17 protein-coding genes are annotated in these 17210 nt (G+C 56.0%); 14 read left to right on the plus strand and 3 right to left on the minus strand.

All coding sequences use genetic code 11. The features are described from left to right. Positions 1–24: 24 nt before the first annotated feature. The 3 genes from AAIE03_RS07850 to AAIE03_RS07860 are packed head-to-tail and all read left to right on the plus strand — an operon-like array spanning position 25 to position 3253. Positions 25–1497 (plus strand): aldehyde dehydrogenase family protein, encoded by a 1473-nt coding sequence (locus AAIE03_RS07850; RefSeq protein WP_015700276.1) that lies wholly within the window; start codon positions 25–27, stop codon positions 1495–1497. A 24-nt stretch (positions 1498–1521) separates the two neighbouring features. After that, positions 1522–2853 (plus strand): NAD(P)/FAD-dependent oxidoreductase, encoded by a 1332-nt coding sequence (locus tag AAIE03_RS07855; protein ID WP_014605810.1) that lies wholly within the window; start codon positions 1522–1524, stop codon positions 2851–2853. A gap of 10 nt (positions 2854–2863) precedes the next feature. Further along, entirely contained in the window at positions 2864–3253 is a 390-nt protein-coding gene (locus AAIE03_RS07860) for a RidA family protein (protein ID WP_015700278.1), read from the plus strand. Between the two features lie 80 nt (positions 3254–3333). On the opposite strand, the gene AAIE03_RS07865 is transcribed toward AAIE03_RS07860, so the two are convergent. Both AAIE03_RS07865 and AAIE03_RS07870 read right to left on the minus strand, forming a co-directional pair. Next, positions 3334–5214, minus strand: coding sequence for a M48 family metallopeptidase (locus AAIE03_RS07865; protein WP_029568787.1), 1881 nt, complete (start codon positions 5212–5214; stop codon positions 3334–3336). A gap of 379 nt (positions 5215–5593) precedes the next feature. Next, the gene (locus tag AAIE03_RS07870) at positions 5594–6640 is read right to left on the minus strand and encodes a GntR family transcriptional regulator (protein WP_014593745.1); all 1047 of its coding nucleotides are present in this window, start codon (positions 6638–6640) and stop codon (positions 5594–5596) included. Between the two features lie 284 nt (positions 6641–6924). Between AAIE03_RS07870 and AAIE03_RS07875 the strand changes: the two genes are divergently transcribed. From AAIE03_RS07875 to AAIE03_RS07925, 11 genes are all read left to right on the plus strand, one after another. Then, complete coding sequence (locus tag AAIE03_RS07875; protein WP_498562921.1) at positions 6925–8301, plus strand: amidase family protein; 1377 nt, start codon at positions 6925–6927, stop codon at positions 8299–8301. A gap of 19 nt (positions 8302–8320) precedes the next feature. Further along, positions 8321–9196, plus strand: coding sequence for a polysaccharide deacetylase family protein (locus AAIE03_RS07880; RefSeq protein WP_013025811.1), 876 nt, complete (start codon positions 8321–8323; stop codon positions 9194–9196). 34 nt (positions 9197–9230) lie between these two features. Then, positions 9231–10601 (plus strand): MFS transporter, encoded by a 1371-nt coding sequence (locus AAIE03_RS07885; protein ID WP_498562922.1) that lies wholly within the window; start codon positions 9231–9233, stop codon positions 10599–10601. A gap of 9 nt (positions 10602–10610) precedes the next feature. Further along, positions 10611–11384 carry an SDR family NAD(P)-dependent oxidoreductase gene (locus AAIE03_RS07890; RefSeq protein ID WP_498562923.1) on the plus strand — a complete coding sequence of 258 codons (774 nt, stop codon included), beginning with the start codon at positions 10611–10613 and terminating at the stop codon, positions 11382–11384. A gap of 9 nt (positions 11385–11393) precedes the next feature. Continuing rightward, entirely contained in the window at positions 11394–12140 is a 747-nt protein-coding gene (locus AAIE03_RS07895; protein ID WP_078828682.1) for an SDR family NAD(P)-dependent oxidoreductase, read from the plus strand. 10 nt (positions 12141–12150) lie between these two features. Further along, complete coding sequence (locus tag AAIE03_RS07900; RefSeq protein WP_014605818.1) at positions 12151–12435, plus strand: hypothetical protein; 285 nt, start codon at positions 12151–12153, stop codon at positions 12433–12435. 23 nt (positions 12436–12458) lie between these two features. Beyond that, positions 12459–13478, plus strand: coding sequence for a CobW family GTP-binding protein (locus AAIE03_RS07905; RefSeq protein ID WP_498562924.1), 1020 nt, complete (start codon positions 12459–12461; stop codon positions 13476–13478). A 4-nt stretch (positions 13479–13482) separates the two neighbouring features. Then, positions 13483–14679, plus strand: a complete 1197-nt coding sequence (locus AAIE03_RS07910) for an ABC transporter substrate-binding protein (RefSeq protein ID WP_013025806.1) — start codon at positions 13483–13485, stop codon at positions 14677–14679. Between the two features lie 35 nt (positions 14680–14714). Then, complete coding sequence (locus tag AAIE03_RS07915; RefSeq protein WP_028715153.1) at positions 14715–15176, plus strand: NUDIX hydrolase; 462 nt, start codon at positions 14715–14717, stop codon at positions 15174–15176. Positions 15177–15267: 91 nt separating this feature from the next. Next, positions 15268–15522 (plus strand): hypothetical protein, encoded by a 255-nt coding sequence (locus tag AAIE03_RS07920; RefSeq protein ID WP_155270041.1) that lies wholly within the window; start codon positions 15268–15270, stop codon positions 15520–15522. Positions 15523–15995: 473 nt separating this feature from the next. Beyond that, complete coding sequence (locus tag AAIE03_RS07925) at positions 15996–16229, plus strand: hypothetical protein (RefSeq protein ID WP_029570026.1); 234 nt, start codon at positions 15996–15998, stop codon at positions 16227–16229. Positions 16230–16448: 219 nt separating this feature from the next. Here the strand turns inward: AAIE03_RS07925 and AAIE03_RS07930 are convergent, their stop codons facing one another. Next, entirely contained in the window at positions 16449–16985 is a 537-nt protein-coding gene (locus AAIE03_RS07930; RefSeq protein ID WP_014593738.1) for a C40 family peptidase, read from the minus strand. Positions 16986–17210: the final 225 nt, after the last annotated feature.

Here is a 17210-nt window from a genome sequence, read left to right on the forward strand (position 1 = left end):
TTCCATTCATTGTGAGAGGACATCATGTCAGATTTTGATCCCGATAAGGTCCGTCTTTCGACCGGGCATTTTATCAACGGCCAGTTTGTTTCGGCATCCGGCAAAACAATGGGAATTAAACGTCCCTCGGATGGCCAGCATTATGCCGACATCAACGAAGCGGGCGCAGAGACGGTCGGCGAGGCGGTCAGCCTCGCGGAAGACGCGCGCATTCGCAGCGGCTGGTCAAGCTGCTCGCCACGCGAACGTGGCGCGGCCATTTCCCGCTGGGCGGATTTGATCGATGCCGACAAAGATTATCTGGCGCAGCTTGAGGCGGTGGGCTCCACGCGTCCGATAACGGACACGATCAATATTGAAGTGCCTTTCACCGCTGCTGCTCTGCGTTTTTATGCAGAATGCGCAGACAAGTACAGCGGAGATGTGTTTCCAACCCAGAACAGTAGCCTGGGAATGCTGGTGCCGGAACCTTATGGCGTGATCGGCGCGATCACTCCGTGGAATTTCCCGCTGTCGATGGCGTCGTGGAAGTGCGGCCCGGCGCTGGCTGCGGGAAACGCGGTGGTGCTCAAGCCCTCTGAGCTGACGCCATTCTCCACCGCGCGGCTGGCTGAGCTGGCCGTGCAGGCCGGTATTCCGCCCGGCGTGCTCAACGTCGTTCAGGGCGGCGGACAGGTCACCGGCAATGCACTGGTGACCCATCCTCTGGTCAGAAAGGTGTCCTTTACCGGTTCAACCGCGACCGGGGCGGCGATCATGAGCCAGGCCGCGTTACAGGGTACCAAGCCCGTGACGCTGGAACTGGGCGGAAAAAGCCCGCAGCTGGTTTTTGACGATGCAGGCGATGCGGATGAAATCGCCAAGCGCCTGTTTCTGGGCTTCACCGTCAACGCCGGTCAGGCCTGTGTTTCAGGGACGCGTCTGATCATTCAGAAAGGTATCGCGGAACGGGTCATCGAAAAGCTTATCGCCCTGTGCAAAACACCGCTGCCCGGTATGACCTGGCAGGCCGCCACGCGTTACTGTCCGCTGATCGATCAACGTCAGGGGGAAAAAGTCGCGACGATTATCGCGCGGTCCGTGGCGCAGGGGGCCAGCATTCTGGCCGGCGGCCAGCGTTACGAAAACACCGCGCAGGGCTGGTTCTGGCAACCGACGCTGTTAGCCAATGTGAATCAGGATAACGTCGCGATTCAGGAGGAGATCTTCGGACCGGTGCTGACCATCCAGACGTTTAGCGATGAAGAAGAAGCCCTGGCGCTCGCACAGCATCGCGTTTTTGGCTTATGTGCAGGCGTGCATACGCTCAACATGCCACGTGCGATGCGGCTGATGAAAGCCCTGGACAGCGGTACGGTCTGGATCAACCGCTATCGTCGAACCTGGGACTTTATCATTCCAACCGGCGGCTTTCAGGGGTCCGGTTTTGGCAAAGATCTTGGGCGCCAGGCCTTTGAGTCATGTCAGCGCTACAAGAGTGTCTTAATCGATTTTTAACACCTTTACTGGAGATCACAGACGATGCCCGCACCGCTCAGGCTTGTTCAGGACAGTACACATTTCCCCGATTCGGTGGATGTGGTGATTATCGGTGCCGGGATTGCAGGTGCAGCGACCTGTTGGGAGCTGACCAAAAAAGGCTATCGGGTTGCCGTGATCGAAAAGGGCCTTGTCGGCGCAGAGCAGTCCAGCCGTAACTGGGGCTGGTGCCGTCAGCTTAACCGCGACGAGCGGGAAATTCCGCTCATTCTGCACGCCCTGCAACGCTGGCATGCGCTGAGCGACGAGATCGGGATGGACGTAGGGTTTCGCGCCAGCGGGCTGGTCTATGCCACGCGAACGGAGAAGGATATTCGCAACTGGGATAACTGGGGCAAGATGGCAAAGCAGTACGGCATTCGCAGTCGAATGCTGAGTGCCGCCGAGGCCAAAACGATGACGCCGGGCAGTACCACAAACTGGCATGGCGGCGTACATTCCCCTGACGACGGTTATGCCGACCCGGCTTTAGCCGCGCCAGGGCTGATGGAAGCCGCGGTGAAAAAGGGCGCGTTTCTGTTTCAGCGCTGTGCGGTTCGCGGGCTGGATATCTCGGCAGGACAGGTCAGTGGGGTGATAACCGAACGCGGCCTGATCAAAACCGCCCGGGTCGTATGCGCCACGGGAGCCTGGACATCGCTGTTTTGCCGCCGCCACGGCATCGATCTGCCCGCCGGTAACGTCATTGGCAGTGCGTTTCGTACCCATCCTGCAGAGCAGCCACTCACTCTGCCTTTCTATACGGATGCCTTTGCCTGTCGTCCACGCCAGGACGGCGGTTATACCATTGCGCTGTCTGGAACCGGACGGCTGGAGCCGGGGTTCCAGGGCTTACGCTATGCCCGAGAGTTTTTCCCCTTATACAAAGCCCGCCGGTTAAATCTGGAAACCAAAATCCGGCTCTCATCGTTTTTGCATGGCCCTGAATCCCGGGCAAGCTGGTCTATGGATAGCCTTTCACCCTTCGAGAAACTTCGGGTGCTGGATCCTCAGGTTTCAGACGGCATCGTTGAAAAGGGGCTGGCGGCGATAGGCAGGGAGTTTCCGGCGCTGGCCGGGCTGCGGGTGACTCAGGCCTGGGGCGGCGTGATTGACTGCATGCCGGACGACATTCCGGTCATTTCTGCCGTACCGCAGCTTCCGGGGCTGATCCTGTCTTGCGGCTACAGCGGCCATGGATTTGGTATTGGCCCCGGTGCGGGACGTCTCACGGCGGACCTGGTCACCGGGGATGCGCCGATTGTCGATCCCACCGCGTTCCGCTATTCCCGTTTCCGCGACGGCACAACGCTGAAAAAGCCGGGCATGATGTAAAGAGGTGAAGATGCAACCATTAATACACGCGCGCGATATACAGGATACACCGCATCCGGGCCACTATTCGCACTATGCGCTGACCTCGGGATTGATGTTTATCTCCGGCCTGTTGCCAGTCACGCCAGCCGGAGAAATGCGTAGCACGGCCTCCTTTGCTGAGCAGACGTCGCAGGTGTTGGCCAATCTGGAGGCCTGCCTGCAGCAGGAAGGCCTCAATAAGCATCATCTGGTGATGGTGAGGGTTTATCTGGTGGATGTCGGGCTGTGGGCAGAATTCAACAGGCTGTATGCACAATGGCTCGGCGAGTGGAAACCTGCCAGAGCTATCGTGCCGGTGCCGGAACTCCACTACGGCGTGCTGCTGGAGGTTGAAGCAACGGCGGCAACGGGCCGCTAAAACGCCGGACGTGAGCCTGTCCGGCAGTCGTGGTGTGTAAAAAATAAAAACCGTCGCAGGCGCGCCCGCGACGGCAGAGGTCAGGCCGTGCCTTGCGGGGTTTCCGGCTGCACCTGTTCTTTCAGCGCCCGCACAGTCTGGTGGCGATGCCAGTAATAGTTGAGCGTGTATTTAACGTGTTCAATCTCTTTTTTCAGACCGGGCAGGCGGATTTTGCTGCGCTTTTTGCCCTGTGCATTGGGCTGAACATGCTGCACATACACACTGTCTCTGCCGAACTGACGCAGCACGTTAATATTTTTGACGTTATCCCACTCAAGCAAACCGGCTGAATGCGGCTGCACGATGCCTTGCCAGGTAATGATCATCTGCGAACCATCTTTGAGCGTGAAAGGCACATCCGGAAAATACTTTAAGACCAGCGCGGTCTCTTCTTCACCCGTCGGTTGGTAACGCCAGGCCAGGCTCTCTTCATGTTGCGAGGTGAATTCTCGCTCATATTTTTGCCAGAGCCGGTGCTCAATCTGATCGGCGACCGGAATTACATCGACCCAGCTGTCCGCCGGTGATGTCGCGGCGATGACGGCGTAATCCGCCTCTTCCACGGCATAGTTAACGTTGCGCATTCTTTCAGACAGGGGGGGATGAGAATCAAAGGGATGGGGGATATTCTGTTCACGCATCGTGCTGACAAAGTCTGCGGAACTCACGTGTTGCGGCAGGCCAACGGCGATGGCCTGACTGATCCCGGGTGCATTTTCATACAGCGTTTTATTTGCAAAAAGCTTACGCTCAACTTCGTAACGATAGCTGGCATAGGCTGAGATTTTGATTAACGATTCAATAATCGCCGCAGAGGAGACGCGTGCGGCGGCGTTCCGGTCGGCGATAAATTCGCGTTCACGGCTGTTACGCTGCCACGCGAGTTCGAAGAACAGGCGATAAAGATAGAGCGGATAAAAGACAATAAGCGTGGACAGATTCTCGCTCATTAACTGCGTATACATATCGAACCGATGGAGCTTTGGACCCAGCAAGGCACCCGATGCCGTATCGCCTTCGTGCAGGTGTGTCAGTTCATGCACCATCACGCTATCAGCCTGCGCGGTACTCAGCTGACGCAGCAGGGGAATGCTGACATACAGTTTTCGGCCTTGCAGTGGCTGGTCGTTCACGCTCAGCGGTGCTTCTGTCACGAAGAAGTTGGTATCGATACCGGCGATGATGTGATCCGGCGGGATGGTGCCCACGCTGGCCGCCAGCGCGTCAACACGCGCCCAGAGTGCCGGGGCCGCTTCGCGGCTGACCACGTCGCCTTCAATGCTCTCCTCCGGCGGCAGCTTTTTAAAGATGCCTTTGATCATGTAATACATCGCAGCCAACACCAGCAGCGCGACCAGGATCACCAGCTTTGGATAGTATTTTTGCGTGAAAAAGGCGGTGCCCCAGAAAGAAAGCCACACCAACATGGCGCCCTGTACCAGTACCTGCAGCGAGCACGCCAGCATTAAAAAGGGACGCGCCAGGCGGAGGCTGAGTAACTGCCCCCGTCGGCTTTTAAATGCCAGCGCACTGAACAGAAGGATCATCAGCAGAATGACGCCGCTGAAAACCATCGTCCATAGAGCGACTTTGCCGATGAGATAAAATTGCGACAGTTCGGAACCCGGTCCACAGACGGCATTTTTATAGTCAATCAAATTGTCGGCGACCGGTCCGCAGACGCTGGAAGGCGGATTCGCTTGCAGAAACTGCATTAATTTACCCAGACTTTGATTCTGCGCACGCGCATTATCGATAAAAATCTGGGTATATTCCTGATCGAGTTCGTGACTGCCGTAGTGAGCAAAAACCAATGTAATCGCAGGGGTTAAAAACAGCGTGAGCAAAAGCCATAAGAAAACTTTTGCATATCCTTTTTTCAATGCCGTTAATTTATTCACAATAATTCGCTCGCTCATTGTCGGTGGGGGGGACAAGCTGTTTATTATCTGGCGATACTGACAGGGCGTTTCCGACATCAGGAAAATGGCGTGAGATCCGTCTCAGCATGCTTCAGCTTTGTGCGTGTCTTATTTGTGCGTGTCTTATTTGTGCGTGTCTTAGAAGAGCAAGATGGATTATACGCCAGCAATTACTTTACGTCTTCTTAACACTCGTGGCGTTCAGCGGCAAAAAGCCGATCTGTCAATGCGAGAGGCTCGCGGCGGGGCTTGCAGTAAAACGATCCTGTGGCAGGATGGCCGCATGTTCATCAGTCACGCGATTTTCGTCTGATAATTTATGATTGAACCTGATTAATGCGGCGCGTTTGGTTTTGGATTTTTTCGCTGGAAGGGCTTACTGGCGCTCCATAAAGACCGGCAATTCAGGCACCGGTAACACGGATAAGACTTTCAGGCGCTGTAATGTTCTGACCTGCGCCCGCTCAAGGTGATCGCGCATACAGGCGGCCGCCAGTTCCCAGTTCCTTTTCAGTAAAAATTCATAGACCAGGCTGTGTTCATCCAGCATTGCGCTGTCGACAGGAATGCTGAGCCGCTCGTAAAAGATTCGGGTGACGATAAACGGCGATTGATTTTGCCGTAAAATTTGCATCATCAGCTTATTGCCCGCAGGCTCCAGGCTGCGAATGTGCAGATCTTCTTCCAGCATTTCGAGTTCCGCGGCATTAAGCTGTCTGCCCCGGCAGGTTTGCACGTTATCCAGCCGCGCGTTAAGCCAGGCAACACTTAACCGTTCGCCGGCTTTTCGTAATGCGGCCGGCTCCAGATGCGCCCTGATTTCAAAATGGTCAGCCAGTTCGCGCGCGGTTAAGGGGCCTGTCAGCCACTGAGAATAGGGCTCTTTTTCTACCAGCCCCTTGTCGCGCAGGCGCATCAGGCTCTCGCGTATCACCGCGCGGCTGGTGTTATAGTGCTTCGCCGCGCCCGTTTCATCCACCTGGTAGCAGCCGAATACCATCGCGGTAGACAGGATCCCCTGCAGGTTTTCCAGCACTTTTTCACCCGTGCTGCGCGTATCAACCAGCTCGTCGCGCTGTTCAAGGCCGAACAGCTCGCGCGTCAGCGCAATGCGAACCGGCTCAACGTCCTCATTATCGCGCGCAACGATAAATCCCCGACCTTCAAAACGGGCAATCCAGCCTTCATCATGCAGCATGCTTAACGCCCGCCGGACGGGAACACGACTGGTGCCAAACAGCTGCGCCAGCGGACCTTCCAGCAGCACCAGCCCCGCAGGCACGCTATTCTGCTGAAAAACCTTCAGTAAAACCTGGCGAATACTTTCGTAACGCGCAGAGCCTGCATCGTCCATGTCCGTTCCCGTCACCTTGTTTTGCATTGTTTCATCTTCTGCTCTCCGTCCTGCCAGCCACATTAGCATATCTGACAGCACTCCCGGTGCAGGCTATCAACAGCACTGATGTAGTGCACCTTGCCCAATAATGGATCACTTTTAAATTAATACATTTAATGTCTGCGTGCAATTTCATCTGTGACGTGACGAAATTATCGAAAATGCGGCAAATAACCCCTTGATAAATCATCAAATTTAATTATAAGGATCGACATGATCACAATTATGCAACTTAACAGTGCTTTTTATGGCACCGTTATTGCTATCTTCAAATGTACATTGAAACGTAATATACATTTAAAGGTGATGCTGTGCAGGCCGAAAATGTTCGTCAGTTATTCATGGCTGGTCAGATTGATGCGCTGGGAATCAGTGCGCTCTACGCACAACAGCGCCTGTCGCCGCTGGCCTTTACCACAGCCTGTCTAAAAGCGGCTGAAAACGCGCCTTCCGTTTTCATCTCAATGACCGCCGCCCGTGCCCGCGAAGAAGCCGAAGCCTCAACGCTGCGCTGGCAAGCGTGCCGCCCGCTGAGCCCACTGGATGGTATTCCGGTGGCCTGGAAAGATCTGTTCGATATTCAGTCAAGCCAGACCTCCGCCGGGTCGGCCACGCGAAGCAATGTCCCTGTCGCACCACAGGATGCCGCGCTGGTGGCACAGTGTTCGGCAGCAGGACTGGTGACGCTGGGTAAAACCAACCTGAGTGAATTCGCGTTTTCCGGCCTTGGACTCAATCCCAGTTTTGGTACGCCGGCCATCCGGGGCACCACGTCGCAGCTTTTTGCACCCGGAGGATCGTCCAGCGGCGCGGGACGAGCAATTGCGGAAGGTCTCGCCTGTATCGCCTTTGGCACCGACACCGGCGGCTCAATACGGATTCCTGCCGCATTCAGCGGCACGATTGGCTATCGCGCCAGTCGCCAGCGCTATGTGACAACGGGCGTCTATCCTCTGGCGCACTCGCTGGACACGGTGGGGCCGCTATGCCGAAGCGTACGTGATGCTATTGCCCTGGATGACATTCTGTGCGGCGCGCAAAAAATGCGCTTTCCTGCGCCGCACTTTCGTGTCGACGAGGCCTTACTGGCCGCGTGCCAGCCCGCCGTGCGTGAGAACGCTTTTCGCCGAATAGCCCAGTTGACGGCCGCCGGGTTCAGAATTGATCACGCGCCACTTCAGGCCTTTAACCAGGCACTGGCCTGGATTGCCGATAAAGGCTGGCCGGGTGGACGTGAGGCCTGGCTGCTGCATCGCGAACTGTTAGCCTCGCCTGACGCGGCATTGATGGATGCGCGCGTACGGGAACGCCTGCTTGCCGCCAGCCATCAGGATCCTGCGGTGCTTGAAACGTTTCTGGCACAACGCAAGTCGTGGCAACAGGCACTGGCGGCAGAACTGGACGGGGCAGTGCTGATTACGCCTACCGTTGCCCACACCGCACCGGAACTTGCCCCCTTGATGCAAGACGACGATCTGTTTGTCCAGACCAATCTTGCCACGCTGCGGTTAACCATGCCAGGCAGTCTGCTGGATATGCCGGGAATCGCTTTGCCGACCGGCAAAGACGCAAACGGGCTGTATACCAGCCTGCTTTTTTCCCTTCCTGCTGGCGAGGATCGCCGGCTTCTTCACGCTGCCAGCACGGTCGCAGGCACGTTTACGGCAGACCATTCCGTCTGCGCTTAACTCCTTAGAGGAAAGACTCATGGCTAAAGAAATTTTGTGTGCATTTGGTGTTGATGTGGATGCGGTTGCGGGCTGGCTGGGTTCTTACGGCGGGGAAGACTCGCCGGATGATATCTCACGCGGACTGTTTGCCGGGGAGGTGGGTGCACCGCGCCTGCTGAAAATGTTTGCGGAACACCAGTTGCGTACAACCTGGTTTATCCCCGGTCACTCCATTGAAACCTTTCCTGAGCAGATGAAAGCGGTGGTGGACGCAGGGCATGAAATTGGCGTTCACGGTTACAGCCATGAAAACCCCATCGCCATGACACCCGCGCAGGAAGAAGCCGTACTGGACCGCAGCATTGAGCTGGTCACCCAGCTGTCCGGAAAACGTCCGACAGGCTATGTGGCGCCCTGGTGGGAATTCAGCAACGTGACCAACGAGCTGCTGCTGAAAAAGGGCATCAAATACGATCACAGTCTGATGCACAACGACTTTCATCCTTACTACGTTCGCGTCGGCGACAGCTGGACCAAAATTGATTACAGCCAGCATCCCGACAGCTGGATGAAGCCGCTGACGCGTGGTGAAGAGACTGATTTGGTCGAGATCCCCGCTAACTGGTATCTCGATGACCTGCCGCCAATGATGTTTATCAAAAAATCGCCAAACAGCCACGGCTTTGTGAACCCCCGTCATCTGGAAGAGATCTGGCGCGACCAGTTCGACTGGGTCTACCGCGAAAATGACTACGCCGTGTTTACCATGACCATCCATCCCGACGTTTCAGGTCGTCCGCAGGTGCTGCTGATGCTGGAACGTCTGATCAAGTACATCCAGAGCCACCAGGGTGTGCGATTTGTCACCTTCGACGAAATCGCAGATGACTTCTTAGCGCGCAAACCGCGTTAAGTTTCTTTCCTTTATCTTGCAGAGCGATCACGACATGAGCATCTACAAAAAAAAATCCGTTAACGGCTGGCAGCCACAGCAGTTAACCATCAGGGATGTGAAATTCGCCACATGGATTGCCTTCTTCGCCTGGATTTTTGCCGTTTACGACTTCATTCTTTTCGGCACGTTACTGCCTGAAATCGGCGGCCATTTTGGCTGGAGTGAAGTTGAGCAGTCGGAGATTGCCACCTGGGTCGCTTTCGGCGGGGCGGTCATCGCCCTGGCCATTGGGCCACTGGTCGACCGGCTGGGGCGTCGCATGGGCATCGTGATTACGGTGGGCGGCGCGGCGCTGTGCTCGCTGCTGACCGCAATCGGCGGCCTGTGGGGCAAGGGCGCGTTAACCGCTATTCGCTCCGTCGCTGGCCTGGGCTATGCAGAGCAGACGGTAAACGCCACCTATTTATCTGAGCTTTATACCGCACTCGACGATCCTAAACTCAACAAGCGCAAGGGCTTCGTTTACAGCCTGGTGCAGGGCGGATGGCCGGTGGGTGCGCTGGTCGCATCAACCCTGACCGCGATTCTGCTGCCGATCATTGGCTGGCAGGGGAGCTTTATCTTCGCCGCGTTCCCCTCGCTGGTCATTGCGCTGCTGGCGCTCAGACTCAAAGAAACGCCACAGTTTGAAGTGCAGAAAAAAATCAAAACGCTGCGCGAGCAGGGCAAAGACAAGGATGCCCGTCAGGTGGCTGCCGACTATCTGGTGCCGTATGAAGATCAGCCTAAATCGGGTTTTGCTTCGGCGTTTCGTGGCACCGCCCTGCGTTCGACCTTAGTGCTCGGCATTGCCATTCTGCTGAACTGGTTCGCAATCCAGATCTTTAGCGTGCTGGGCACGACGGTCATCACCAAAACCCACGATGTGTCGTTCAATAACTCGCTGCTGATCCTGATTCTGTCGAATCTGGTGGGTTACTGCGGTTACCTGGCGCACGGCTGGCTCGGCGATCGGATTGGCCGCCGCAACACCATTGCCGGAGGCTGGATGCTGGGCGGTATTGCCTTTGCCGCCATGCTGTTCTGTCCGGACAACTTTGCCATCATCGTTGCGCTGTACAGCGTCGGTCTGTTCTTCCTGATCGGACCCTATGCCGCTGCCCTGTTTTTTATCAGTGAAAGCTTTCCTACCGCAATCCGCGCGACGGCGGGTGCCCTCATCATGGCGATGGGACCGGTCGGTGCCATCGTAGCCGGTATTGGTACTACCTCGGTGCTGAGTCAGGGCGGCCACTGGCAGGAAGCCGCTCTCTGGTTCGGTGCCGTACCCTGTTTTGTCTCCGGCATCATTATTCTGTTTGCACGACCGGCGGCGCAACTGGATACCCAGGTCAGCGCCACCTCGACCCAGCCTCAGGCTTAAGGACAGCATATGCAGAATGAAAACGGAACGCCGGTCGCCGCTATCAGCGGTGCCGCCAGCGGCATTGGTCTGGCGCTGGCCACGCTGTATGCGCAGCGTGGCGTGCGGGTGACTGCGGGTTATTACCCGCAGGATCCGCACGATCCGGCGCTGGCGTCAGCACAGGTTGAAGCCGCGGGGGGAGAGGCACTCTGGCTGCCGCTCAACGTTGGCTCCACCGCCTCCGTCGATGCATTTATCGCCCAAGGCGTTCAGCACTTTGGTCGGCTTGACTACGTGGTGGCCAACGCCGGCATTCTGCGCCGCGCAGGCATTGATGAGATGAGCGATGCGCGCTGGGATGAGATGCTTAATGTCGATCTGACGGGCGTGATGCGGCTGTTCCGCGCTGCCGCCGCGCATCTGCATTCCGGGGCCAGCCTGGTTGCCGTGTCATCGATTGCAGGCGGGGTTTATGGCTGGCAGGACCATGCTCATTACGCGGCGGCGAAAGCCGCCGTACCGGGCATTTGCCGGTCGCTGGCGGTGGAACTGGCACCGCGCGGCGTCCGCTGTAACGCCATTATCCCCGGCCTGATTGAAACGCCGCAGTCGCTGGATAAACACAACTCGCTTGGCCCGGAAGGGCTGGCGAAAGCGGCGCACGCGATTCCCCTTGGGCGAGTCGGCCGGGCGGACGAGGTGGCAAAAACAATCGCGTTTCTCACCAGCGAAGAAAGCAGTTATCTCACCGGGCAAAGCCTGATTGTCGACGGCGGGCTGACCGTCCGCTGGCCTGATTAAGGAGAGAGTATGCAGTTAGCAAGCAAACGCTGCGTTGTCAGCGGGGCGGCCAGCGGAATCGGGGCCGCCATCGCTACGCTGTTCGCCCGCGAGGGCGCACACCTGATACTGACCGATCGGAACAGCGAGCACCTGGAGGCCATGGTGACACGCTGTCGCGCCTTAGGTGTGCCCTGTTTTGGTGTGGTAGCGGATGTCGGGGAGGTCGACGGGGCCACGGCGGGCGTGGATGCCTGCCTGGAACGGTTCGATGGGATTGATATTCTGGTTAACAATGCCGGTATGCTCACGCAGGCCCGCTGCACGGATATCACGCTGACCATGTGGGAGCAGATGATGGCGGTGGATTTACGCAGCGTCTTTCTCGCCACCCAACGTGCGCTGCCTTCCATGCTGGCGCAGCGCTGGGGAAGGGTGATCAATATCGCCTCGCAACTGGGAATAAAGGGCGGCGCCGAACTGAGCCATTATGCCGCCGCCAAAGCGGGTGTGATTGGTTTTACCAAGTCGCTGGCGCTGGAAGTCTCTGCCGATAACGTGCTGGTGAACGCGATCGCGCCGGGGCCCATTGAAACCCCGCTGATCGATGGCATCAATCAGGCGTGGAAAACCGCCAAGGCCGCTGAGCTACCGCTGGGGCGTTTCGGCCGGGCAGACGAGGTGGCACCGGTTGCGCTGCTGTTGGCCAGTGAGCCGGGCGGCAACTTGTTTGTCGGTCAGACGCTGGGGCCGAATTCTGGCGATGTAATGCCCTAAGGAGCACGTGATGTGTGGAATGTGCGGATTACTGGATAATGGGCCGCAGTGGAGCGATGCGCTGGAAAACAATCTGCCCCAGCGTCAGCTACGCCTGCAGCAGCTGGCGCTGCTTAACCGGGCGCTTAAGCCCTGGCGACTGAGCTTAACCGAGTTTCACACCAGTTGGGTGCTGTCCAGTCCTACGGGGCAGCAGGTCATGGTGAGCTCGCTGGACCTGCTGTGGAAAGAAGCCGAGAAGATGACCCGACGCACTCTCGATCCGCTGGATGAGACCTGGCTGGCGGCGCTTTGATGGCGAGTAACGGAGAGTCCGCGATGCGAAATGAAAAACTGCCGCTGCATATCCTGAGCGGCTTTCTCGGCAGTGGTAAAACCACGTTGCTGAAGGGCTGGCTGACGCACCAGAATCTTAACGATGTTGCGCTGCTGGTGAATGAGTTTGGTGAAGTCGGGATTGATCACCATCTGTTAAATGAAGTGGCACCGGATACGGTGCTGTTACCCAGCGGATGCGTATGCTGCCAGATTCGCGGTGAACTGAAAACGGCGCTACTGGACCTCTACGAACGCCGTACGCGCGGCGAGCTGCCACCGTTTAGTCAGGTGATACTCGAAACCACCGGGCTGGCCGATCCTGCGCCCATTCTGTCAACCTTGCTGCACGATCCGCAGCTTAAACACCATTTCAGTCAGGGCACGCTGGTGACGCTGGTCGATGCAGAGCACGCCCGTTTACAGTCGGCCCATCAGCCCGAATGGTTAGCCCAGGTGAGCGCGGCTGACAAACTGCTGCTCAGCAAATGCGATCGGATCGATCACGACGGTTTGCTCGCACTTCAGACATGGCTTGGCGGTTTAAATCCTCTGGCGGAGCTAGACGATACGCAACATGCGCTGGCCGAACCCGGGCAGTTATTCGCGCTTCGCCTCGTCAAAGGAACACACGCACAGCGGTTTCGCTGGCTTGGTGCCGTGGGCGATGCCCGCTACAATCTGACTCCCGGACAAAAAACGCATCATCACCCTCTAACCCAGACCTGCGTGATCACTCTGGAAGACGAACTGAACTGGCCCGCGTTTGCTATCTGGCTGTCAATGCTGTTACATAGCCATGGGCAATCGGTCTTGAGAATGAAGGGCATTCTGCGTTTTAGCGGCACCAGTGCGCCGGTGGTGATTCACGGCGTTCAGCATACCTTGCATCCGCCCGTACATATGAACGACTGGCCGGGGGATTTAGACACTTCCAAACTGGTTTTTATTCTGCGCGGACTCGACGCAGAGCGGCTGAAACAGGGATTTAACCGCTTCCAGCAGGCGTTAAAGGACAGGTAAAACGATGAATTCTGCAGCGAAGGTCAACGATCAACTCACTTTACGCGTGCTCGGGACCTCCGTCACGTTGCTCGAAATGCTACGCGTCAGCGCCGAGAAAGATCTGGGCATTCGCATTGAATATTTGCTGCACAGTGTGGAAGATGCGCAGCGCATTGCCGTCATGCAGCCTGAGAGCTATGACCTTTACGATCAGTGGTTTCACAATATTGATTTTGTCTGGCCCGCGCAGGCCATTCAGCCGCTGGAGATTAAACGACTTAAATACTGGGACGAGATCACCCCGCTGGCTAAAACCGGCAGGCTGCGTCCGGATCTGCCGCTCGCTGACGGCAGCGTGCCCTCTGAACGGCTTTATGTGCAGCGCGACAGGCATCTGGGCAGCCATGCCAGCGATCACATCAGCATGTTGCCGCTGACGCACAACGTTGACAGCTTTGCCTATCACGCCGACAGGCTCCCGGCCGCGTTACAGCAGCAGGAGGAAAGCTGGGGATGGCTGTTGCATCCTTCACTAACGGGCCAGGTTGCCTTACAGGAAGATGCGGCAATGGGCGGCATCGATGCGGCGCTTGCCATGCAGGGCGCAGGTCTGGCGCGCTTTGCCAACACGGGCAATCTTACGCTCGAAGAGATCGACCTGCTGACGCAGCAACTGGCGCGCCTCAATCGTAACGGGCATTTTGCGGCATTCTGGGCCTCCCAGGATGAAGCCTGCGACCTCATTGCCAATCAGCAGGTGGAAGTGCAGAGCCTGTGGGCGCCCATCTATTTCCGTCATCACTTTCATCAACGTGGCTATAAAATGGCACGTCCGCGTGAAGGCTACCGCGCCTGGTACGGCGGCATGTCGCTTTCGCGCTGCGCGACCGGCAGAATCAAAGACGCGGCCTACGACTATTTAAACTGGTGGCAGTCCGGCTGGCCTGGCGCAGTGATGGCGCGGCAGGGTTACTATATTTCCAACGCGGAACGCAGCCGGGCGCATCTGTCAGCTGCAGAGTGGGATTTCTGGTACGGCGGCCAGCCTGCGAGAGAGGTGCTACTGGATGCCTGGGGCGCACCGCTGATCCCCCAGGGTGAAGTGCGCGACGGTGGTAGCTACGACGCGCGCATGAGCCATATTGCCGTCTGGAACGCCGTCATGGATGAACATAACTACCTGACGCGCCGCTGGCAGGATTTTTTACGGGCCAGTTGAAGGACTGCGCCAAGCTAAAACAGAAGGAAGAAGGCATGCGTACGCGCCGCTCGGCCCGACTACTGATCCTCAATGCTTCGCATAACCTGTTGTTGTTTCGTTTTGTGCATACACAGGATGCACTCGCAGGCCATGCTTACTGGGCAACGCCGGGCGGCGGCGTAGAGGAGGGCGAATCCTTCGAGCAGGCGGCGCTCAGAGAACTTTATGAAGAAACCGGTATTCGCCGGAACGATCCTGGCCCGTCCCGAAGAGAGCGATGCTTTGTCATGACGCTGCCCTCGGGCGAACGCGTTCAGGCACATGAGCGTTTTTTTATCATTAATGTCTCGGGAGACGAGATTGATACCCTGGGTTGGAGTGAAAACGAAAAGTCGGTTATTGCCAGCTATCACTGGTGGTCGATTAGTGCACTTAATGCCACAACCGAAACGGTATATCCAGGCAATCTCGTAGAAATGTTGACCAGCATTGATTCAGATTCATCTGGGAAGTAGATTGATGTTTGTATTTGGTAGTTATACTTAAGATAAATTTATATGATGCCAGCCAGCCATCGAATGCAAAGCAATCAATTTCAGGACGAGTATGCTCAAATCAAAAGATTATTCCAAGGCAGAAGGTTACGCCAGCTTGGCCAAAGCTTTGGGAAACACCGCCACTAATGAACTGGTTTCCCACACTGTTAAGACTTCATCAGTCAACGATTTAGAGATGCCGGGAAATCTGTTAAAGCTCGAATGTGAAAATTCTGTGGAAAATTTGGCAACCTGGTGCACTAACTTTCATTTGGCAGCGTCAGTTTGGTTTGCAGGTAATCATGCAGCCCATGCAGCCTTATAAAAAAATTAAGATGCGACATGCCGGGACTCTGTGCATCTTCCATAAACACGCTTTCTCTATGCTAAGTGAATCTCGACAGAGCAGAGATGCTGATGCGCATTTCGAACCATGAACATGCGTCGCAAAAGTTCATCATCATTTAATCTCACTGAGTAAAGAGGAAAGTCGCAAAACGACAAAGCAGTTTTTTCGATTGTGGCCTGATGACGAAATGAATGAGATGTAGGTCATCAGGCAAACTTAAAGCCAGGGCGTAAAGAGACAGTAATGGCTTGGTATGCGAAAAAGACGGGCTAAACGGCCATATCAAAGTCTACCTGCAAAAGTGCGCATAATGTATATTATGTTAAATGAGACATCCCGCCGCGTACCCGGTTACGAACCGGGACCTCACCTTCGTCCCCTCTGGACCTGAAGCCCGTTAATCACCGGGCGCGCTACGTGAAAACTGGCGCACAGAACCCCTGCGGGTTATGCAGAATTCACGTAGCGTTGCCTGTCATGATCTGACTATTGCCCACTTTCAGCTGCACGGCAGCGTCATCACACTCTGTTGTTTACGCGTCATGCGCTTTGACCGTTCAGGCTGCTCTCGCGCGTACTTCGGCTCGGCATCATTCAGCGCGTTCACGACCACACTCTACTGCAGCGTGAAGCTGCGCGCCTTCTCGAACTCACCGTCCGTCAGGTTCAGCGCGTTATCGTGAACATGGCGCGGCGTCGGTTGTATCAGAACTTCGCGGGCGTCCCGGCAACAACCGTATTCATCAGCAAGCAATCATAACAATGCGATAAGAATAATAATCCGCACACAAACTGCTGCTGCACAGATTTCGGCGTTGTAGTTTCAGCACTGTGTTTTCAGCACTACGGCAGCAAGTTTTCCAGTTACGCACTCGCCAGCAAATCGCTTTGCGTTCTTCGCATCAACTTGTTCGGTTCAACGTCACCTGCGCGCCGTATTCACGCGTCAGCCGGCGCGACTGGTAATAAACGGATTTCCAGTATGGGTTATCCAGTGACGAACGAATCACGCCTTTGCTGGCCGAGGCATGAATAAACTGATGGTCTGTGTCATAGAAGCCGACATGCATACCACCACCGATACGGAAAAACACCAAATCGCCCGGCTGTAAATGTTCCGGTGCTACGCGCACGCCCATATGCAGCAGATCGGCGGTAGTCACGCGGTCCATCGGCAGATTAAAGCGGTCATGCAAAGTACGCCAGACGTAACCAGAGCAGTCCACGCCCGACAGCTGCGTGCCGCCCCATTGGTATGGCGTATCATGCCAGGTGTGCATTTGGTCGTGAAGTGCAGCAACAATGGGAATTAAATCAGGATTTTGAGCTGAATCCGATGCGGAAACGTCCTCTGGAGCTTCGGGACGAGGATGATGGCTGCAGCCGGAAATCAGCAATATAAGGCCGGAAAGTAAAAAGAAAGATGTTCTACGCTTCATCGAGTGATCCGCACAGTAAAGATAAAGAGTCAGCAAAGTTAAGGGCTTTTATAACCTATTCAGAATCTTATAGAAACAACAGTAGTCTGGTTTACTGAAACTTACAATAGCAGGCTGCTTAGATTTTACTCATACGTTGATAGTTACATTTCTTCACATTCCGTTGCAGTTGTTCTTTGATTATTTACCTACCATACTCGCTATTTATCTGAATACACATAATTA

The organism is Pantoea sp. Ae19-2, from assembly GCF_059801205.1.